Raw genomic sequence first — 21,184 nt, forward strand, 5'->3', positions numbered from 1 at the left:
TTCAGGCTATATCTTCACTAAGTTTCACGCGCAGGTCATTCTGATAAGTATGCATAAACTTTTCCAGATCAAAGAAAAGGCGGGAAACGACTTTCAGAAAAGGATTCTTCATCCGGATAATTTCCGTCGATGTAAAATGAGTTCCTCCCGTACTGGTTACTTTCAGTTCGCCTTTCCAGTACCCGGTGAATCCGTTTCCTTTCACAATTTCAAATTCATATAAGGAATGAGGTACTTTACGGGCTGTCCTGAACCGGATAACAGAGCCGTTCTTCGCTATTTCATCCCAGACTTCTATGCCGTCTTTCTCTTCCACAATAACAGTCTCTTCCAGATCACTGCGATAACCGTAATCAGCATTATTGATGAGTGCATTATACACCTTCTCGGGTGAAGCATTATAAAAGCATTCACTGGTTGCAGTTCTTTCATCCGGCAAAAGAAGGCCGGCAATAAAAACTAAAAGAATAATTCCTGCTATAACAATAAATATATAAGTAAAGATAGATATCATTTATAATCGATTTTATAAATAACTGAGTTACTGACTGTTTACAAAAGTAACCAATAAAACTCACATAACAGGAATATTCATAGTAAAAACAATCCTTCCTTTTCCCGGCAAACAAAGCCATCACTTATCTGTTTTATATACAGGGAATAAAAAACAAAAGATCAAATGAAAGAAGTTATTTTAAACAACGGAACAAAAATCCCTTCCATCGGAGTCGGTGTATTCAGGGTTGAAGATGCAAACATTGCATATGAAACAGTAAAAACAGCTTTATCTGTCGGATACAGACATGTAGACACAGCCATGATTTATGGAAATGAAGAAGCTGTCGGCAAGGCAATCCGGGACTCAGGTATCCCACGGGAAGAGATATTCCTGACCACTAAATTATGGAATGACGACCAGCGGTCGGGAAAAGTAGAAGAAGCGATCGAAGCCAGCCTGAAAAGATTGGGCATGGATTATGTAAATCTCTATCTTGTGCACTGGCCGGTAAAAGAGACTTACGTCAGTGTCTGGAAAAAGATGGAAGCAGTGTATAAAAGCGGAAAAGCAAAAGCAATCGGAGTCAGCAATTATCAGACACATCATTTAGCCGATTTGCTCGAAGAAGCAGAAATCATACCAGCAGTCAACCAGATAGAATGTTACCCCTACCTTTCCCAGGCGGCAACTATCCAATATTGCCTGGAAAGGAATATCCGTCCGGAAGCATGGGGACCATTGGGAGCCGGCAAATCAGACATTCTGACAAACCCTGTCATTACCGAGATTGCTAAAAAGCGCGGACTGACTCCTGCACAGGTCGTTTTAGGCTGGAATCTGGAACGTGGAGTGATAGTCATCCCCAAATCCATCCATAAAGAGAGATTGACAGAGAATCTGAAATGTACGGATTTCGAACTGACAGACGAAGATATGACCCGGATAAGTGCTCTTAATAAGAATCTGAGACTGGGTGCAGACCCAGACCATTTCAATTTTTAGCAAACCTCTATAAACAATTAAAGCCTGTCTCACGACAAGCCCTAATCAAACTTTGTTAACCTTAAATCTAATACTATTATGAAAAAACCACAGTACAAAGATACACCTGTAGCAAGCGTTTGTCAAGCTTTTTACAGACAATATATGTTAAGCCTCCAAGCATCTTTCGCCAAAAAGTGTTAGTTAAGATAAAACTATATACAATACTGGCAAAAACCGCTAAAATTAACAATTAAAGAGAGCATTTTATCCGCTAAAAACGTTCCGGTAGATTTACAGAACCAACTCCGCAAACAACTTTTCAAACGCAACCTCCAGGTCAGTCGAAAAGCCGGGATGCGGACGCGAAGTCTGGATGGAAGAACTGCGCACAGCCGTCAGCCAACGGAAACGCTCGGGAATATCCATAGAGGCTATCGGGCCACCGTCGGCAGTGCCGGAGCAGATGCGGTCGAATACTTTCAGACTGGCATAAAGCGAATCCATATCCAGTTCGGAAGAGAACAGACAGAGCTTCTTTTCATCCACCTGATAACGCGCCTTTATAAACCGGGCCCGTTTAGAGAACATGATAAGACCCACATTAATAAACTCCTCCCGTTCCACCCGGGGAACAAAACGGATAACGGCGTATTCATATAAGTGCTTTCCTTGCATGCTGCGCTTCTTTTATAAATGTTTCGGAATGGGCAATCCTTTCTGTCAGGAATTCAATATAAACGTCTCTTATTTCCTGCGGCGTACCGGGACTTTCGTTCCACCGCAACCAGTCGTCCGGAACCAGAGAAACAATTTCACGGATTTTATCCGGAGTAAGAATACGTTTAAATTCGGCATCCGTTTCCCCCAACTTACCGGCTTCCGGCAACAGGGCATGGTCTTTAATCTGGATAAACGGGCTTAAAGCATGTTTGCGCCAGTTCGACCATGAATAATGGAAATAGAGTGACGCACCATGGTCAATCAGCCATAATTCCTTATGCCACATCAGCATATTGGTATTGCGGGTCGTACGGTCCACATTCGTCAGGAGGGCATCCAGCCAGACTATTTGGGAAGCGAGTTTTTCTCCGACCTTATTGATTACCGGGTCAAATGTCAGGGCACCCGACAGGAAATGCAATCCCAGGTTCAACCCACGGCTTGCCTGCAATAAATCCTGTATCTCCTCATCCCCTTCGGTACGCCCAAAAGCCTCATCGAGATTAAGAAAGACCAGTTCAGGCACACGGAAACCCAATGCCCGCGCTATTTCACCGCCAATCAATTCGGCTATCAGGGCCTTGGTCCCATGACCGGCTCCCCGGAACTTTACGACATATTTATATTCATCGTCGGCTTCTGCCAAAGCCGGCAACGAACCTCCCTCCCGGAGAGGCATAATATATCTGACTACATTCGCTGTTCGCAATTCCATAATAAATGCTTTTGACAAAGATAAAGATACTTCCTGTTTACACAAAAGAAACTATCTACATCTCTAAAACAAAATAACCGAACCGTTGTTTTTATTCAAAGGACGTTATCATATCATGTCAGAAGTTTATAGATATTTCCCGGCAGCGCCTTAATCCGTCCGTTCATTTCCAGTTCAAATAGTAGGGAAGACAGTTCGCGGACAGGCAGATTCAGTTCCGTAGCCAGTTGGTCGATATGTATTTCTCCCTTTTCGCGAAGAAGTTTTATGACTGTTCCTGCACGGTCGTCTTCTTCGAAAAACAATTCAGCCTGGACAGGGGCAGGCGAAGGCGTTTTATTCACGTCCCAACAAAGTGCCGACACCAAATCGGAAGCCGATGTTATCAAACCCGCCTTATTCTGCCGGATTAATGCGTTGCATCCTTTGGAATAATAATCGTTTACCCGTCCGGGGAATGCATAGACATCATGACCATAGGAAAAAGCAAGGTCAGCCGTAATAAGCGAGCCCCCTTTTTCTGCCGATTCCATTACAATCGTTGCTTCCGCCAATCCGGCAACAATCCGGTTACGCCGGACAAAGTTCGGCTTATCCGGTTCCGTTCCGCTGGGGAAATCGGACAACAATCCGCCATGAGACAACATTTCAACAGCTACGGAGCGATGTGAGGAAGGATAGATGCGGTCCAGACCATGAGCCAGCACAGCTACAGTCGGCAGTCCATACTTCAGGGCACTCCGATGGGCACAGATATCGACGCCATAAGCCAGTCCGCTCACAACCAGCAAATCCGGATAAGAGGCCGACAAGGCATGTATCAACTCTTCCGTCATCGTCCTGCCATATTCTGTTATGTGGCGCGTCCCGACAATACTGACAATATGTGTACTATTCAAGTCGGTCTTCCCTTTAAAATAGAGTAGTACAGGAGCGTCGGTGCACTCTTTCAAACGTTTGGGGTAACTCTCATCTGTCAGGAAATAACAGCTTATCTGGTTCTTTTCAATAAAAGTCAACTCTTTCTCGGCTTGCAGAAGCACTTCCGGGCTTTTGACGGCAGCAGCGGTAAGGCTGCCGAAACCCGGAATCTTCTCCAATGTCTGTCTCTTTTCCGCAAAGACAGCCTCTGCGTCGCCGAAGGTTTGCAGAAGCTGACGGGCCAGGACATCTCCCACCCCGTTTATCATAGTTAAGCCAATCTGGTAAATCCGTTTATCTGTCATGATACTGTCATAGTTTGTCTTGTATCCTTTTCAACATTTCGTCAAAATATTCGCCGCGGGTCAGCTTGCCGTCCTGTACGACAACCGATTCGACTTTCCCCTTAGTTGCCAGCGCACCGTCGGAGGCTCTGTAGATATCCTGTTCAAAGACCAGTTTTACGCCTTTCTTATATACATTCAGGCAGGAGATATAGCTGTCGCCGCTCTTCAAAGAGGTCTTGTAGTCGATCTCCACATGAGAGACAAACCCGTCCACTCCCTTATCATGCATGGCACCGAAATTTTCTCCCAGCGACTCGAGGAACTCATGACGGGTATGTTCCATATAATGCTGATAGTTGGAGTTATTCACTACGCCCTGCAAGTCGCATTCGTAGTCACGCACTTTGTCTGTCAGTTTAAAAATATACTCTTTCATTATTTCAGTTCTTTATCGTTCGTTGATACCATTTTATAAAGACGGTCCGAGGGACGTACTTTATCGGAGACTTTAAAGGAGAAGCGTTCGCCCTTGACTGTCTCTTCCACCGGTTTGAGGTCGACACGTATTTCATCGATGGTCTGCATCACCGCACCGGTTGTCGGACCGGTAATCAGAATCTCGTCACCCACCTTCAGCGAACCCGATTCCATTTCAAACTCCGCCACACCGATACCGCTGAAATATTTGATTCCTTTCGCCACATAGACTTTCTTTTTGGTCGAACCGGAACCATACTTGCTGCTCCATTCACCCAGGCGCTGCCCCAGATAATAACCATCCCAGAAACCACGGTTAAAGACACTTTTCAGACGTTCGTCCCAAACAGCGATTTTCTCTTCATCATAACTTCCGCTGCAATAAGCCTTCACCGCCTCCTTGTAACACTCCGTTACGATACGCACATATTCGGGTCCGCGGGCACGGCCTTCAATCTTAAATACCCGGACGCCTGCATCCATCATCTTGTTCATGAAATGAATCGTCTTCAGGTCTTTGGGCGACATGATATACTGGTTCTCTATATCCAGTTCGATATTGCTGTCCTTATCCTTCACCGTATAGCCGCGGCGGCAAATCTGCATGCAGGCCCCGCGGTTGGCAGAGGCATTCATCTCGTGCAAACTCAGGTAACATTTGCCGGAGACAGCCATACACAAAGCACCATGTGCAAACATCTCGATACGAATCAGTTCGCCTCCCGGACCGGTAATCTGCTGTTCAACGATTTGCTGATAGATTTCGGAAACCTGCTTCAGGTTCAACTCACGGGCCAGCACCACCACATCGGCAAACTGGGCATAGAACTTCAGCGCCTCCACATTCGAAATATTCAACTGGGTAGAAAGATGCACCTCCTGTCCGATACGGTTCGCATAACTCATTGCAGCCACATCCGCCGCAATGATCGCAGAGACTTCCGCCGCCTTCGCCGCATCGATAATCTCGCGCATCAGAGCCAGGTCTTCCCCGTAAATAACTGTATTGACCGTCAGATAACTTTTAATCCCGTGTTCCTTACAGATAGAAACAATCTTGCGCAAATCGTCTGTCGTGAAATTATTGGAAGAACGCGAACGCATGTTCAGTCCCTCAATGCCGAAATAGATAGAGTCGGCACCTCCCTGAATAGCCGCCATCAACGATTCATACGAACCTACCGGCGCCATTATTTCAAAATCTTTTTCGTTCAAAGCTGTTTGGTTTTAAATTAGAAACCACAAAGATACGGGTTTCTTCCTAATATTACATGAATAAAATCGGTTAACTTTTAGCCTCTTACCGGCATGCAGTCTTTAAAACACCCAATCATTGCTACTGTTTCATCCTAATGAAACAAGTGTTTCTACATAATGGAACAGTTGTTTCATTATGTAGAAACAGATTCCCTTAAGGATGTACCAGACCGATGCTTACGCGGCTCTTCCGGGTAACAACCTTATCTATAAATACGTTTCATCCGATACCTTTTAAGCCTTTCAACGTAAATGATAAATAGTAACGAGCGGATTCGAATCTTCCGTTACCTGTTGCAGGACAGGGTGTTTCCTGAGGTCGGGATATTTCTCTTTGAGATATTCGATTTCTACCGCCGTATTGAATTGTATCATTAGTTTTTTAGCCGGAAAGGAGAAGAAAGGCCAGATGGGAAGCCCCCCGTCCGTTTCATTGCGGATACCGATGCCGGTCAAAGCCCTGTTGTATCCGAACAATTCGTCTGCGTCGATAAGAGAAGCCTCACGACACAAGGCTCCGGTTTCTTTATTCAGGCTGTACAAAAAGAAATTAGACTGGTCGGAACCTTTGAAACATTTGACAAAATAAGACCGGGGAGTTTCAAAGATATTGAAAATACTGAATTTACCATCCACAGCGGCATTTCCTGTTTTAGAGGAACGTATTTCTTCCTCATCGGCAGCAGAATAACCATGCCTGATAAGAAATGCCGGTGAAATTGCTTTTGCATTCACATTCCAGACGGTATCTATCCCATCCGAATAGCAAAACCAACCATCCATGCTGCCATTATATATCCATCCTTTCAAACTGACTTCTTCCAGCGGCATTACATCCACATTTCCAATCGTCCGCCAAAATGCAATCGTATCGTCCGTTGCCCAGTTGAAAATTCCAAGGCTAAACATTCCCGGAATATTCATAGGGACATACATCCGGCCTAATTCGGCCATCGTATTCGCCCCGACGGAAAGCTGATAAGAATTAGGACGCAGACTCGTTATCTTTTTAATAAATTCGCCGTCAAAAGAGTAGAACAAGGTAGAAAAATACTCGTTAACACAAAAAAGACGGTTTTCTTCATCGATGGTAAGCGATATAATCTGTGCGACTTCTCCCGGACCATTCCCTGTCTTTGCGATAGGACGGACAAACTTTCCTTTCCGGTCAAACTGCAAAACGCTTTCCTGCCGGGTAGAATAAATAAAGATATACTCGTCGGAAACACATGCATCCAATACATTTGCAATCAGAGATTCATCGGTCAACTCCAGAGGAATATACTCAATCGATTCTATTTCGTCCGCTATTCCAACCTTATCGGAAGAAAACATTTTTGCCGTCAAATCAATCTCCGGTAATTCGCCGACCGACTGCTTCGACCCGCATCCGGTTAAAACCATCATGGCTGCCATGAGCCCTAATAACATCTTTTTCATACGCTTTTTCTGACAAAAGTAGAAGAAACAGTCTCCTTCACGGTTTCACATCAGTTCACATCTGCTTAAAAATCACGAATAAAGGAGTCACACAGTTCCGGCGTTCCCTTTTCACCCGTCATTTTCTGGTAAAGACGGACGCGGCGCATCGAAATAGCCTGATTGGTACAACAGAGCAACATAGCCATTGTAGAAGGGGGAACATCCATTTTAATCAGGCAGCATATGCGCCATTCCTGTTCACTCAGTTTCGGTATTTTCTTTTTCAGCCGTTCGCGAAACTCCGGGTAGGTCCGGTTGAAAGCTTGCAACAACTCTTCCCAGTCCTTACTACCCGCCCTCCATTCTTCTTTCCGGTGGAAACGCTGATAAACTTCCGAAGAGAGGAAATCTGTTTCCGACAGGGAGACGGCCGCCTTTTTCTTCCGGTAACGGGAATACCCCAAGAGACTTGTACCGCAAAGGATAAACAGGGCGCTCCAGAGATACAACCGCCCTGTTTGAGTATTTTCAGCATTCGAGAGACGTCTCTCCCACTCTTTCTGCTCCGAAGTCCAGAGAAGTTGAGTTATTTGATTGTCTTCCTGCTGCCGTCGTAAAACGGACAGGTTGTGGAGATAATTCTTTTGATAAAAATCAGCTTGCAAGCTGTCTCCGCGACATTGGGCAATCCGGGACAAAGCGGCATATAAATGCGGATGGGAAGAGGGTACCTGACTTAAATTCGTTTCAGCTTCTTCCAATTTACCCATGTTTATTTGCAAATCGGCCAGAGCCAGAAAGAGTTCCGCTTTTTCTTCCTGGGGGATTGTTTGTTCCAATTCAGTTTTCAGTAAAGCCTCCGACTCCTTATACTGTCCTCCCTGCTGCAATACTTTCGCCTGTTTTATCCGGCAATCACCCATTTGATAATAATAGAAGGCACTGTCCGGCATTCGGGACAACATATAAATATCCCCCATCTCCCGGTAAAGCACTGTTCGAAGTGAATCACCGCCTGCACCTCCGAGATAAGACAATGCTTTTTTCTCGCTTTGCAGGGCCTTTTGCTTCAAAGATTGATTCCGGTAAATTTTTCCCATTTCCAAATAGCCATGAGAAAGAGCAAGGCTGTCTTTATCCTTTTCGGCCAGCCTGATAGCCTGTTGATAAGTATCTAATGCAGGAATATACTGTAACCTTTCCCCATAGAAAGCAGCCTGCCGGAAAAGTTCCCCGACAGTTACAGCCTCTTTTCGCTCAGCTGAAGAACAAGCAACGAAAAGGTAAATGAAAATGATTATCCCTACTTTGTATATCATCTATTCCAGCTCCTTTTTATTCAGAGGTTTGGTTTTAATCAGAAAGATACAAAGATATGGGATTCTTACTACATTACACGAATAAAGCCGATTAAGTTTTTATTGCTAAGGATAACACGGAAGAAGGGTGTCCTTTTGAGACACCCTTCTACTATTTACAATAGCAATATCATTCTCTTTTGACGATGTACTCGACGTCATATTTGATTTTGTCTTTCAAATATTTTTCAACACCATCAAGCATACCATCCGGTGCTTTCTTATATACAGTAATAGTAACAGATGAAATATCATCATTATAAATACTGTTGAACCACTTGTCAATCTCATTTGTATTCTTAAGATATCGCTCATATACAATAAGTCCTTGTTCCTTTCCCCCATTTTTATAATTGAAAGCGACATAGGCATCCGGACTTGGTGGTGGTGGTGGTGGAGGAAGCGCATCTCCATTTTTAAATACACTTGTATTAATTTGACATGAGAAACCATTTTTCTCAATCATATCCTTTACACTATTTAATCGAGATGAAGACACATCTTTTCCAGCGGGTTGGATAGTAACCATATCTTTAGAAAAATCAGGAAGCTTGTAGTCTGCGACATCACCATTTATCACTCCCACTACTTTTTTGTTTTGGATAATATATACTGTTCCTTTTTTTGAAGACTGAGCCATACTTACTTTTCCCGGAAAATTCTTATTATTTCTGGCATCCTCAAACAGAAGGAAGGGGGCTTTATCAGCACCTACAACTTTTTGCCGCTTATCAAATGCCTCTTTTACCAAATGTAAAACGGCCTCAGTAGCTTCCTCCGGAGTATTTATGTCAATAAGGAAATAGAAGGAAACAGGCTTTTTACTTTTTTCAAATAAATCCTGCAACTTGCCCAGGAATTGTTCCTTTTCTTTATAGTTTGCAAAATCATTATTCAACAGCACATCACCTTTAGCATTGATAAATAGATCCTTCGGCTCAGTATTCTTTTTCATGAAAGCTATAATCTCATCAGGTTCAAACCGGGTTTGCGGTTCCACCTTTTTCATATAACTATCCAATTCCATCTTAAAGAAACTCTTCATATCCTGTTGTTCTTCCGGCGGAGTTTCCTTATCTTTGCTCTGTACAAGCGTTTCCAACTGCCGGTTTACTTCCGGACGGGCAAAAGCGTTCAGGACGATAAGTCCTACGGGGACCAGGAGCAATAGCTTCAACCGGGCCCAATTGTTTGATTTACCTTTTAACATCATAGTAATACGTTTTTTAATTTTACTGTGATTGAAGCTGTTGGCAAGAGTGTAGAGGCTGGAGCCGACAGCTTTTTTCACGAGTAACAGTTGATATTTTGTTGCATCGACGCCCTGGGTAAGTACTCCTTTATCGGCCTGGTATTCATGAATATCCTTTAACTCCCGTTTCAACAGCCAGATAGCCGGGTTGAACCAGTGAAGCCAAAGAATGCACTCCACAAAAAGCAGGTCAATGGAATGATGAGATTTCAAATGCATCATTTCATGCGTCAGAATCTCGTCAGGATATTTCTCATAATCTTCTTCCGAAAGAATAATATAACGTCCCCAACTGAAAGGGGACACACAGGAAGGAACTAATATTAATGTATAGCGCCCCTGTTGCAATTTGCGGCCACTCCGAATCAAAACAAACATCTTTCTGAATGAGAGCAAAGTTGTCATCAGGCAAAAAATAAATCCTGCCCAATAAAGAAGAGCAATGATTTGTCCCCAATCAATCATTTTAGCCGGCGTAACCACAGGAATCATATCGACCTCGGGGTTATTATCCGAAAGATAAGTTACAACTGTTTCCTCACCAGCTATCATCTTTTCCAAATGAATGATCGGCTGTTGTATCAATAAAGGTTCGGAAGTCTGTATCTTTATGGCTGGCAGCAACATACAGGTAGCGATTCCTACCAACAACACCCACCGGTTAAAACGGAAGAACGTATCGTTACTAAGCAACGCCTTGAAGCCTAAATAAAATAATATCAGGCAAATAGTGGATTTCAGTATGTACAAAAGTAAAGCTCCCATAAGCCTACGTTTTTACTTATTTTTAATCTGTTGTATCAACTCTTGCAATTCGTCAAGAGTCAACGCCTCTTCCTCAATCAAAGTAGAGACGACACGGGTATAGGAATTATCGAAATATTTATCGACCACCTGCTTCAGGGTCTTCTTCCGGTATTCGTCTTCCGAGATTAATGCATAATACTGATGTGTATTTCCAAATACCTTATAACCGATATATCCTTTTTCCTCCAATGTACGGACAATGGTTGAAAGCGTATTATAATGCGGCTTGGGTTCCTCCTGCAAGTCGAGAAGTTCGCGGACAAACAGAGGGCCTTTCGCCCAGAAATAGCCTAATATCTCTTCTTCTTTCGATGTCAATCGTTTCATAATCTGTTGTTTTATTAAAGGAATGCACAAATATAACTATATTTTCCAGTAATACAACTATAACACATAGTTAATCTACTATAAAACGCAGTAGATTATTCATTAAAGGCCAGGATAACCGCATCAAAAGAATAATTCATCCATATCCGGATCTTTATTTTGCTACATTTCAAATTAATCCCCAATGGGATGCCACTGTAATTGCTTCAATACAATTCTCAACATCCAGTTTTTGGAATATATTCCTTTTATGAAACTTGATAGTATTCACATTCAATGACAATTCTTCGGCTATAGCTGCATTTGTATGACCTTGGGAAGACAGTTGCAAAATGAGTCTCTCTTTAACTGTAAGAAGTGGTAAAGTATTTTTGTACCAGAATTTCTCCTTTTCCTGATAAATGAATTGTTCCCCTGTATTGAAATTTTTAATGATCGTTTTATTTTTAGCTTTCGAATATAGCGGTGTCACAACACATACCGCTAACCAAAGATCGCCAGCCTTATTAATTATGAGCGGTATCAACCGTTGATTTACCCTGGTTACTTTTTTGTTTATATGCACAAGGTCAAAATCATATTCAATAGAATACATGTACCGCTTTTCGATCGGAAGTTTATAGTAAAAGTCAAAACCGGCCTTATTAATTTCCAATAAACGCCTTAAATCATTTTCGGGAACAACCCTGGTATAAAATGAATACCCCCACTCAAGTACTTGCTCCACAGAGTAGCCACACAAAAACAATTTATCAGGAGACACATAGACAAATGATTGTTTCAGATAATCAATCACATACAAAGAGTGATTCAACGTACATGCCATACGATGAACAATATCCATACTGTTCTTCATCTTTTCATTCAGATCGTCATCAATCTTTGGCCTCTTAACAGGATCAAAAAATTTCTCTACACTAAATTCTTTCATGTCTTGTTTTTTACTGTCTGCTAAAAATACGAACATTATAATCAATTTTACGACATCGTCTCAAAAAAAATCACGCATAAATGATTTCTCTACTCTAAAGTGTAGCTATTTATTATTCCTGTCATTCTATATTTGCGCATAACTCAATTAAAAATCATGTAATACTATAAGATATGAAGTTTTATAAAATTAAAATGTATCCTATACTCATAGTATCAATAATCAGTATAGGATGTAGTGAGAAGGCAGAAACTACAAAAAATAAGCTTGTTTCCATTGATGTTAGAGCTTATGTAAATTCCAATGATGCAATTTCTATTAAAAAGGAAATTGAAAGAATAGAATATATTCCATTAGAATTAACCGACGACAACAGCTCAATGGTTGGGAAAATAATGGATGTAGTCCTTACCAAAGATTATATATTTGTCTTATCTGACCCTACATGTGGAGTGCTTCAATTTGATATAAAAGGGAATTTCATTAGGCAAGTAGCAAAATATGGACAAGGCCCTGGAGAACTTCTTTTTCCTATAAGTATGTATTCAGTAGAAAAAGATAGTAAACTATATATCACCGGGGCGTACCAGACAACAATATACAATTTTGATGGGAAATTTGAAGAAGCGTTCGACCGGGGAGGGAGAATGAGTTTTTACTCTTATCCTATTGGAGAAGGACGAGTCGTTGAGACTAGTTCCGAAGGCATACCTTTTGAGGCAAAAGGACATTTTGGAATTGGTATATTTAGCAATATGGGAAAAGGAGATACAATAATGATGAAAAACAATTTTTCAAATGATAAAATATCTCCATCAAAAGAATCAGGTTTTAAGTTAACAAGATGTATACCCAGTGATTCGGGAGTATTGTTTTCAACCATGACAAATGATACTATTTATCGTTTGACTAAAGATACAATCACTCCAGCATTCTGCTGGCAGAGGAATCTAAATGAAGAATCTTTAAAAAGTTCTTATTCACTCTTGAATTTTATACCAACAAATACCGAACTATTTCTTTACGATATAATAGAATTCCCTGAATCTATTTGCTTTAGGTATGTATATAAGGAAAAATCGTACATAATGCTTTATGATAAACAGAGTGGTAAAATATTATCCACACCTACTCCATATAAATGGAATGATATTTCAAATGTTGATTTTTGGATGACCATGTGGGGAATAAATAATGATATAGATCATGGACTACCTATTGCCCCGTTACATTGGTATAAGAACAAAAAAATATCTATACAGTGCACCCCTGCTTCAACTATTGATTATCTGCGAGATAAAGGTATGCTTAAAAAAGCTCCAGACATTCTAAAAAAGATGAATGGAGATGAAAATCCGATTGTTATATTGTATCACTTGAAATGCTAACTCTGTTTAATTGGATACAATTACCCTGATTGCAGACAATTCCATCATAAATCTTCGCGGAAAAAGCTGTACTTTTGTGGTCTATAATAAGAAGGTATGAAGATAGGCTCAATAGATTTAGGTGAACGCCCGGTATTCCTGGCACCGATGGAAGATGTAACGGATATCTCTTTCCGTCTGATGTGTAAGCGCTTCGGTGCTGATATGGTTTATACGGAATTTGTATCGAGCGACGCCTTGATACGCAGCGTAAACAAGACACAGGAAAAACTGACCGTTGCCGAAGATGAACGTCCGGTCGCTATCCAGATATATGGAAAAGAAGTAGATGCAATGGTGGAAGCAGCCAAAATATGTGAAGCTGCCCGTCCTGATATACTGGATATCAACTTCGGTTGTCCGGTCAAGAAAGTGGCAGGCAAAGGTGCCGGAGCCGGTATGCTCCGGAACATTCCTTTGATGCTTGAAATAACGAAAGAAGTAGTAAAAGCCGTCAATATTCCGGTTACGGTTAAAACACGTCTGGGATGGGATGCGGATAATAAAATAATCGTCGACCTGGCCGAACAGTTGCAGGATTGTGGCATCGCCGCCCTTTCCATCCATGGCCGTACCCGTGCCCAGATGTACACCGGCGAAGCGGACTGGACACTGATCGGTGAGGTAAAAAATAATCCCCGGATACATATCCCCATTATCGGCAACGGCGATGTGACCTCTGCCGAAATATGCAAACAGCGTTTCGACAATTACGGAGTAGATGGTGTTATGATCGGTCGCGGAAGTATCGGACGCCCCTGGATATTCCGTGAAGTGAAACATTTCCTGACTACCGGGGAAGCACTGCCGGAAGAAAAATTCACCTGGTATCTGGATATCCTTAAACAGCAGGTCAACCAAAGTGTGGAACGCCTGGACGAACGACGCGGTATTTTGCATATCCGACGCCACCTGGCAGCCACTCCATTGTTCAAAGGAATTAGCGATTTCAAGCAAACACGTGTCGCCATGTTGCGCGCTGAAACAGTGTCAGAACTGTTTGATATTATGGATTCTATCCCGGAAAAGTTCGGTATACTGTAACAAATCATTCAAAAATTGTAACATTTACGTCATAAAGTGACAAATTTACAATAAATTGAGACGATAGTATATTGCACATATTATAATTCCTCTTATATTTGCAATGAGTTTTTTTCATAGTATTTTAGATCTAAGGTTAACAAGTCTTTGCAAAGGAGGAATCGTGAGACTGCTTCGTTGGAAAGCAAAGAAGCCGCATCCGTTAATTATATGGATTGCGGTTTTCTTTTTTATCTACCCGCCCCTTTTCTTTCACTTTTCCTGAAAAAACTCTTTCCAATCTGCAACCTAAACGCAATAGCATTCGTCTTATAAATAAAAGAACTAAAAAATTATACAGATGAAAACAAAAGTATCCCTCCTTATTGCCTGTTTACTGATCACATTGACAGGATTTGCTTTCACCAATGAAAAAGTGGAAGGAAACGGAAATATCATTACCAAAGAAATTTCTATCAGCGACTATAATGAAATATCGACAGTCGGAGTCATGGAGTTCGTTTATGAACAATCGGATGCCGCTCCTTATCTGAAAATCATGATCGACGAGAATCTGTTTCCGTTACTGAAAGCACAGGTAGACGGCAAGGAGTTGATAATCGGTCCGAAAAAGATCAAGGAAAATAGTCGTAACGGTAATTCATATAACCTTCAACCGACCAAATTCAAGGTTATAACCAACTCACGCGAAATAAAAGAGTTGAACGTGGTATCTTCCGGCGATTTCATTATTGCCAGTCCGATAAATATCGGAAAACTGGAAATCAACATGGCAGGCAGCGGCAATATTCTTTTGGAAAAGAAAGTAGAAGGAAACAAGCTGGAAATCAATTTGGCCAGCTCCGGGAGCGTAGTAGCCTCCAATATCGATCTGGCAGGAATAGAATGCAGCCTGGCAGGCAGCGGTTATATCCAGATTGCAGGCAAAGCGGACCGCGCAGAATACAATCTGGCTGCAAGTGGCAACATTAAAGCCTACAAATGCGTCACCGGCAAAACGGAATGCAACATAGCCGGTAGCGGAAATATCCAGACTCATACCAGAAATCAGTTGGAAGCAAACATCGTAGGAAGCGGGAATGTCTATTATAAAGGTAATCCCACTACGAGCAAAAGTATCATCGGCTCCGGTAAATTAAAAAGTGCAAACTAAATAACATCACTTAAAAACGAACATCATGAAAAGAATTACATTCGCCATCATCAGTTTAATCGCATTCAGCACTATATCCTGTTTTGCAGAGAAAATCAAAGGGAACGGTAATATAATAACCAAAGAGATCCAGGTCGCCGATTATAAACAGATAAAAGTAGGCCAGGGAATCGAAACAGGCGGAAACTCTTTCTTCGGCAAGAACCAGTCTCCCCAGGTGAATTACACACAGAAGGGCGGTAAATCCGGCTTAAAGATCACCATCGACGAGAACCTCCTTTCCGAATTAAAGTTCAACTCGAACGGAGACGTACTTCAGATAGAGACAGAACGCGGCACTCGTATTAATCCGAGCAAATTGATTATAGAAACCCATTCCTCAGAATTAAATAAATTAGGGGTATCAGGGGGCATCGATTTCTTTCTGCGCAGTTCCCTCTCCGGAGAAAACCTGGAAATCAGTGCTTCCGGAGCAAGCGATGTTTATCTGGAAAAACCGATACGCATAACTAACCTGTGCAAGATCAACCTGAGCGGGGCCAGCGACCTGAAAGTATCCGATCTGATTTGTGACAGAATAGATACCCACTCCTCAGGCTCCAGCGACATGAATCTGAAAGGAAAAGCAAACGACGGAAAATATAGTTGCAGCGGCAGCAGTGATATCAAAGCATACGACTTCGTTATAAAAAGACTGAAATGTTCTGCAAGCGGCAGCAGTGACATTTTCACAACCGTTACCGAAAAACTGGAAGCCAACGCATCCGGAAGCAGCGATATCAAATACAAAGGCAATCCGGAAGTTAAAAAGCATTCAAGCGGTTCCAGCGATATCGACCACATAAAATAAGAGATCATTATATTGGGAGTTGGAAAACCCGGAATTACTTTTCATCAAGGTATTGGATGAATAGTGATATCCGGGTTATTCATTATAATTCCAAAACTTAATTCCCTATAAAAATATACGAAATGTTGGACTTATAAATTAAAATACTCCTATTTTTGTAACCGACCGCATCGGAGTCACGTCTATTTATTATAAGAAAAGGCAATACTAAACAAATAAATTATGAGAACAAAAGGGTTATTATCTATTATCATGTTGCTGGGCCTGTTATTTACAGTCCAGGCGGCAGATCATGTGAAGGGCAACGGTACCCTTACTACAAAGAAAATAAAGATCGATGATTACAATGCCATCAAGATTGACGGCGTTATCGATTTCAACTATGAACAGTCGAATGCAGAACCCTATATCGAAATTACGGTTGATGAAAACCTGCATGAATACGTCAACATCAATATAAAAGACCGCGAACTTTCTGTTGGTTTCAAAGGTGCCAAAGTGGATCACTATACCAAATTCATCGTAAAGACCAACTCCAAATGGCTGAAAGAGGTAAAAGCCGCCGGAAATGCGAATTTCATGATAAACAGCTCTTTGACTGGTGACGAGGTAAAGATCAAGGCAAACTCCAACTGCCTGGTACAACTAAAAGAACTGATAAAAGTAGGAAAACTGGAGTTGAATGTTTCCGGTAGCGCCAATATGGTTGTCAATGACCTCCAAGTAGACAAACTGGAGTGCAGCATCAACGGCTCCGGCACTATCAACCTGAAAAAAGGGAATGCCAAGGAAGGTGAATACAGCATCACCAGCAGCGGAGAGATCATGGCTTTCGGTGTAGACGTTCCTGAACTGAGTTGCAAAATGACCGGTAACGGAACGATGGAAGTTCACCCCACCAACAACCTCAAGGCAAACGTTGTCGGCAAAGGCAAAATCCGTTATAAAGGCCCGACAGCCGTTCAACAGAAAGTTATTGGTAAAGGATCCGTAGAAGAAGTAAAATAAGATGAGTAAGAAATTATCATTTATAATATTGGGCAGTATCCTTTTACTTGCTCAAGGATGCATATTTTTCCCTGCTGTAAAAGGAGACGGAAATGTAACGACACATACGATCGACATTTCAGACTACGATCAGATTAGCGTCGATGCATCAGCTGCCGTTTTCAATTACACGCAGGAAGAATCGGCGCCTGCACTGACTGTCACGGTCGATCAGAACATTTATGACCTTTTCGATTTCAAGACGGATGATAATAAGCTTGTCATCCGCCCTAAACGAGAAAATAAAACACTCCGCCTCCGTCCGACCCAATTCACCATTACCTCCAATTCCAGGCAGTTGAAGAAGGTAGATCTGGCCGGTGCAGAAAAATTCAATGTAAACAGCAAGCTGTCTTCGAACGACAAGATCAAATTTAACCTGGCAGGCAGCGTCATGCTTCACATGAAAGATACTGTTACGGTAAACCAACTGGAAGTATCTATAGCCGGTAGCGGTACCGTAGATGCACTTACCTTGTATGCGAAGGAGTTTAAAGGTGAAATAGCCGGTTCCGGAACATTCAACCTGGCTGGTACGGGAGAGAGAGCAGCATTCGAAATTGCCGGTAGCGGGAAAATACATGCACTGAATTTCTTACTATCAGACGTATCGTGTGAGATAGCGGGCAGTGGTTTACTGGAAACTCATGCAACGAATAATATCTATGCCGAGATAGCCGGTAGCGGGAATATCAGATATAAAGGAGACCCTTCCATTAAAGAGGAAAGGGCAGGTTTAGGTAGCATAAAAAAGGTGGACTGATCTACAGCCACCCTTCCTTACAATACCACTCAATACTTTCCTCCAGCCCTTTGCGCAAAGGGTATTCAGGAGTGAAACCTAGTTCTTCCTGAAGTGGCGTAACATCGCAAATCCAGTTACGCTGCTTCAGGATGATATATTTATCGGTGTTCAGTGTCATACTCTTATTCAACAATTTGCCTATCCACTCGGAACAATGGCACGCTACATAAACCAATCCCAACGGGATGCGGGCATGCAACACATGCCTTTTCTTTACTATATCCTGTATCATCCGTGCAAATGACTCGTCGGTATGCACATCTCCGTCTGCCACAAAATAATGCCGGTTAAGGATTGTTTCATTTTCCAACGCCAGGAATGCCACTCTCGCCAAATCCTTTACATATACAAATGTAATACGCTGGGGAATGAATCCTACCGCAAAGTCAAATCCCGACTTTACGCTTTTGATCTCCATAAAATAATCCTTTTCACCAGGGCCATACACACCCGTCGGCCGCAGGATCACATAAGGGAAATGAGATTGGTTGCGCACATAGTTCTCCGCTTCCAGCTTACTTTTTCCATAGGCAGTATCCGGTTGTTGCGGATCATCCAGGCGAATCGGACGGAAATTCACCTCGTCTCCCCTCCCATAACTGCTCAGGCTACTCATCAACAGAAACTTTTTCGGTTTACAACCGGCAGCAGCCAATGCCTCTATGAAGTTATGCGTATTCTCTGCATTGATACGGAAGAAATTCTGCTTATCGAGCGTCTTTGTCAGACCTGCATTATGGATAACATAATCCCAGGCGCCCTGCTCACGGACAAAATCCTTCAACTGGGCAGTCAATGCCTCCCGGTTGTTATATTTAAGATCAATAAAATGAATCCGTTCATCCTGTAGGTTTTCACGGCTGCTTGTGGCACGTACGCCCGCCCAGGTTTCATATCCCCGGCGCAACGCTTCCTTTACCAGAAAACCACCGATAAATCCGCTTGCACCTGTAATCAATATCTTCATAACTCAGTCTTTATTCTTCATATAATAGGTGTAGTAATACCATAACAGACCAATCCAGTTGAGAACAATAATGATCAGTATCCATACAATCTTCTGTCCTCTGGAGATAAAAGGATTTTGCGTAACGGCCTTGCATCCGAACAGGATAACGGCAATGCCTACGATAATACCGGCTTCCGGTAATGAGATTAAGCAAAGTGTGTGTGACATGGTGGAATTAAGAATATTAATGTTCGTGTGTTTTCAATACGCGGTGCGGTAGATTCCCGTGTCCGATCAACTCGATCGGGCAGGCATATTTCTCGCCCAACCATTCTTCCGAAACGTCTACACCGGGGTGATAATGCAAAGTCTCGTTCACGCAGGCAATATTTTTCACCATGGCCAGGACCGTGCCGATATCGTGAGAGACCAGAATAATGGCACTCTCTTTATTGATATCCTCCAGTAACTGGTAAAAACGCGACTCAAACCGTTTATCGACATACGAGTTTGGTTCATCAAGAATCAGTAATTGCGGACGTGAAACGATCGAACGGCCTAACAGAACACGTTGTAGCTGCCCTCCCGATAACTCTCCGATTGAACGGGTGTACAAATCTTCGAGCCCCATCTGCCGGATCACCACCTCAATACGCTCCTTCTGGACAGCCGTGTAAGAACGAAAACGAGGCTTTTCAGCAGCTAGTCCCGAAGCGACCACTTCCCATACGGAAATAGGGAATTTACGGTCAATATTATTCAGTTGAGGCAGATAACCAATCCGTAAAGAAGAAACTTCAACCCCATTCTGATAAAAACGTATCGCACCGGATACCGGCTGAAGTAATCCCAGGATCACCTTCAGCAGTGTTGTTTTACCACCGCCGTTAGGACCGATTATGCCCAGAAAATCATCTTTCCATACGGTCAGGGAGACATCTTTCAAAACAGTCTTATTCCCATAAGCGGCTGTTATCTTATCTATTTCAATGAGTTTGTCCATCAGCCAGTGCTTTTGCAATATGAATCATTTCTTTAGTCCAGTCATAAGCCAACGGATTGATTACAGTCAGTTTACAGCCTGTCTCTTTGGCAATCAGTTCGGCATTCTTCTGATCGAACTCCTGTTGAATGAATACGACGCGGGCATTGTTGGCACGCGCTGTTTCCACCAACCGTTTCAGTTGTGCAGGCGAAGGTTCTTTGCCGTCCATCTCGATACAAAGTTGCGTGAGATTGAACTCGTTGGCAAAATAAGTCAGTGCCGGATGGTAGATAATAAATGTACGGTCGGTCAACGGGTCGAGCAATTGCTTTATCTCAGTATTTGTTTTATCGATCTCGTCCACCAGTTTATTATAGTTCTGCCAAAAATACTCCGTATTGTCGGGATCGAGTTCAATAAATGCATTCAACGTATTCCAGGCAACAGCCTTAGCTCCGGCAATCGAACTCCATATATGCGGATCGACTCCGCCATGATGATGGTGATGCGCCTCCTCTCCGGCATGGGCATCATGATCGTGCGTGCCATGTTCATGTGCATGGTCGTCATCTTCCGTATCTGTCAGCAGGTTCATTCCTTCAGATGTATCAAACACCTGTAGTTTCGGATTATTTTCACGTATCTTATCCATCCAGGCCTGTTCAAACCCGATAGGACCGATACGCAAGTAAGCGATACTTCTTCCGATCTGTATCATTTGCTGGGGAGTAGGATCGTATGTTTCAGGACTTTGCCCGGCAGGAACTACACAATTTATTTTGAATTTATCTCCTGCTATCTTTTCCGCAAAATAGCGCTGAGGTTCAATCGTGACTGTAACAACAGTCTCATTAGCCTGCTTTGTCACACAAGCCGTTAACAGAAAAAATGAGAGAATAGTGATTAGTATACTCGTTTGTTTCATCTTGATTTTCTATACATTATATATCATGCAATATTTTTATTT

The 21,184-nt window shown here is 42.4% G+C and carries 22 protein-coding genes; 7 read left to right on the forward strand and 15 right to left on the reverse strand.

Features of this window, described 5'->3' with window-relative positions; genetic code table 11:
• Position 1 precedes the first annotated feature (1 nt).
• Positions 2 to 514, reverse strand: coding sequence for an SRPBCC family protein (locus tag K6V26_RS20270; protein ID WP_224263679.1), 513 nt, complete (start codon positions 512 to 514; stop codon positions 2 to 4).
• A 165-nt stretch (positions 515 to 679) separates the two neighbouring features.
• Between K6V26_RS20270 and K6V26_RS20275 the strand changes: the two genes are divergently transcribed.
• Complete coding sequence (locus K6V26_RS20275) at positions 680 to 1,501, forward strand: aldo/keto reductase (RefSeq protein ID WP_010801471.1); 822 nt, start codon at positions 680 to 682, stop codon at positions 1,499 to 1,501.
• Between the two features lie 273 nt (positions 1,502 to 1,774).
• On the opposite strand, the gene K6V26_RS20280 is transcribed toward K6V26_RS20275, so the two are convergent.
• The 10 genes from K6V26_RS20280 to K6V26_RS20325 form a co-directional block, all read right to left on the reverse strand.
• Complete coding sequence (locus K6V26_RS20280) at positions 1,775 to 2,158, reverse strand: DUF3037 domain-containing protein (protein WP_224263680.1); 384 nt, start codon at positions 2,156 to 2,158, stop codon at positions 1,775 to 1,777.
• The gene (locus K6V26_RS20285) at positions 2,136 to 2,918 is read right to left on the reverse strand and encodes a HipA family kinase (RefSeq protein WP_224263681.1); all 783 of its coding nucleotides are present in this window, start codon (positions 2,916 to 2,918) and stop codon (positions 2,136 to 2,138) included. The genes K6V26_RS20280 and K6V26_RS20285 overlap by 23 nt, the downstream gene beginning before the upstream one ends.
• A 113-nt stretch (positions 2,919 to 3,031) precedes the next feature.
• Positions 3,032 to 4,144: a DNA-processing protein DprA gene (dprA, locus tag K6V26_RS20290; protein ID WP_224263682.1), complete on the reverse strand. Its 1,113-nt coding sequence runs from the start codon at positions 4,142 to 4,144 to the stop codon at positions 3,032 to 3,034.
• 7 nt (positions 4,145 to 4,151) lie between these two features.
• Positions 4,152 to 4,562, reverse strand: a complete 411-nt coding sequence (locus tag K6V26_RS20295; RefSeq protein WP_007655786.1) for an acyl-CoA thioesterase — start codon at positions 4,560 to 4,562, stop codon at positions 4,152 to 4,154.
• Positions 4,562 to 5,818, reverse strand: a complete 1,257-nt coding sequence (locus tag K6V26_RS20300; RefSeq protein ID WP_044215189.1) for a peptidase U32 family protein — start codon at positions 5,816 to 5,818, stop codon at positions 4,562 to 4,564. The genes K6V26_RS20295 and K6V26_RS20300 overlap by 1 nt, the downstream gene beginning before the upstream one ends.
• A 285-nt stretch (positions 5,819 to 6,103) precedes the next feature.
• On the reverse strand, positions 6,104 to 7,300 hold the full coding sequence (locus K6V26_RS20305; protein ID WP_224263683.1) for a 6-bladed beta-propeller: 1,197 nt from the start codon (positions 7,298 to 7,300) through the stop codon (positions 6,104 to 6,106).
• Between the two features lie 65 nt (positions 7,301 to 7,365).
• A complete protein-coding gene (locus tag K6V26_RS20310) occupies positions 7,366 to 8,601 on the reverse strand; it encodes a tetratricopeptide repeat protein (protein ID WP_224263684.1) in 1,236 nt (411 codons plus the stop codon).
• Between the two features lie 169 nt (positions 8,602 to 8,770).
• Positions 8,771 to 10,657, reverse strand: a complete 1,887-nt coding sequence (locus tag K6V26_RS20315; protein ID WP_224263685.1) for a M56 family metallopeptidase — start codon at positions 10,655 to 10,657, stop codon at positions 8,771 to 8,773.
• A gap of 12 nt (positions 10,658 to 10,669) precedes the next feature.
• Positions 10,670 to 11,026 carry a BlaI/MecI/CopY family transcriptional regulator gene (locus K6V26_RS20320; RefSeq protein ID WP_010801464.1) on the reverse strand — a complete coding sequence of 119 codons (357 nt, stop codon included), beginning with the start codon at positions 11,024 to 11,026 and terminating at the stop codon, positions 10,670 to 10,672.
• 169 nt (positions 11,027 to 11,195) lie between these two features.
• Positions 11,196 to 11,957 carry a helix-turn-helix domain-containing protein gene (locus tag K6V26_RS20325; RefSeq protein ID WP_224263686.1) on the reverse strand — a complete coding sequence of 254 codons (762 nt, stop codon included), beginning with the start codon at positions 11,955 to 11,957 and terminating at the stop codon, positions 11,196 to 11,198.
• Positions 11,958 to 12,130: 173 nt separating this feature from the next.
• Here K6V26_RS20325 and K6V26_RS20330 point away from each other — a divergent pair, with 173 nt between their 5' ends.
• The 6 genes from K6V26_RS20330 (at position 12,131) to K6V26_RS20355 (ending at position 18,241) form a co-directional block, all read left to right on the forward strand.
• Positions 12,131 to 13,345, forward strand: a complete 1,215-nt coding sequence (locus K6V26_RS20330) for a 6-bladed beta-propeller (protein WP_224263687.1) — start codon at positions 12,131 to 12,133, stop codon at positions 13,343 to 13,345.
• Positions 13,346 to 13,441: 96 nt separating this feature from the next.
• Entirely contained in the window at positions 13,442 to 14,428 is a 987-nt protein-coding gene (gene dusB, locus K6V26_RS20335) for a tRNA dihydrouridine synthase DusB (protein ID WP_195437183.1), read from the forward strand.
• A gap of 340 nt (positions 14,429 to 14,768) precedes the next feature.
• Complete coding sequence (locus K6V26_RS20340) at positions 14,769 to 15,581, forward strand: head GIN domain-containing protein (RefSeq protein ID WP_224263688.1); 813 nt, start codon at positions 14,769 to 14,771, stop codon at positions 15,579 to 15,581.
• A 25-nt stretch (positions 15,582 to 15,606) separates the two neighbouring features.
• Positions 15,607 to 16,431, forward strand: a complete 825-nt coding sequence (locus tag K6V26_RS20345) for a head GIN domain-containing protein (protein WP_007655799.1) — start codon at positions 15,607 to 15,609, stop codon at positions 16,429 to 16,431.
• 222 nt (positions 16,432 to 16,653) lie between these two features.
• On the forward strand, positions 16,654 to 17,439 hold the full coding sequence (locus K6V26_RS20350; RefSeq protein ID WP_007655800.1) for a head GIN domain-containing protein: 786 nt from the start codon (positions 16,654 to 16,656) through the stop codon (positions 17,437 to 17,439).
• A gap of 1 nt (position 17,440) precedes the next feature.
• Positions 17,441 to 18,241 (forward strand): head GIN domain-containing protein, encoded by an 801-nt coding sequence (locus K6V26_RS20355; protein WP_122329028.1) that lies wholly within the window; start codon positions 17,441 to 17,443, stop codon positions 18,239 to 18,241.
• 1 nt (position 18,242) lies between these two features.
• On the opposite strand, the gene K6V26_RS20360 is transcribed toward K6V26_RS20355, so the two are convergent.
• Genes K6V26_RS20360 through K6V26_RS20375 form a run of 4 tightly spaced genes read right to left on the reverse strand, consistent with a single transcriptional unit; the run spans position 18,243 to position 21,142 of the window.
• Positions 18,243 to 19,250: an NAD-dependent epimerase/dehydratase family protein gene (locus K6V26_RS20360; protein ID WP_224263689.1), complete on the reverse strand. Its 1,008-nt coding sequence runs from the start codon at positions 19,248 to 19,250 to the stop codon at positions 18,243 to 18,245.
• Between the two features lie 3 nt (positions 19,251 to 19,253).
• Positions 19,254 to 19,460 (reverse strand): hypothetical protein, encoded by a 207-nt coding sequence (locus K6V26_RS20365; RefSeq protein ID WP_007655804.1) that lies wholly within the window; start codon positions 19,458 to 19,460, stop codon positions 19,254 to 19,256.
• 16 nt (positions 19,461 to 19,476) lie between these two features.
• Positions 19,477 to 20,235, reverse strand: a complete 759-nt coding sequence (locus K6V26_RS20370) for a metal ABC transporter ATP-binding protein (RefSeq protein WP_007655805.1) — start codon at positions 20,233 to 20,235, stop codon at positions 19,477 to 19,479.
• A complete protein-coding gene (locus tag K6V26_RS20375) occupies positions 20,219 to 21,142 on the reverse strand; it encodes a metal ABC transporter solute-binding protein, Zn/Mn family (protein WP_007655806.1) in 924 nt (307 codons plus the stop codon). Before K6V26_RS20375 ends, K6V26_RS20370 begins: the two co-directional genes overlap by 17 nt.
• Between the last annotated feature and the right edge of the window lie 42 nt (positions 21,143 to 21,184).

The organism is Parabacteroides goldsteinii (genome assembly GCF_020091425.1).
Taxonomy (GTDB): Bacteria; Bacteroidota; Bacteroidia; order Bacteroidales; family Tannerellaceae; genus Parabacteroides; species Parabacteroides goldsteinii.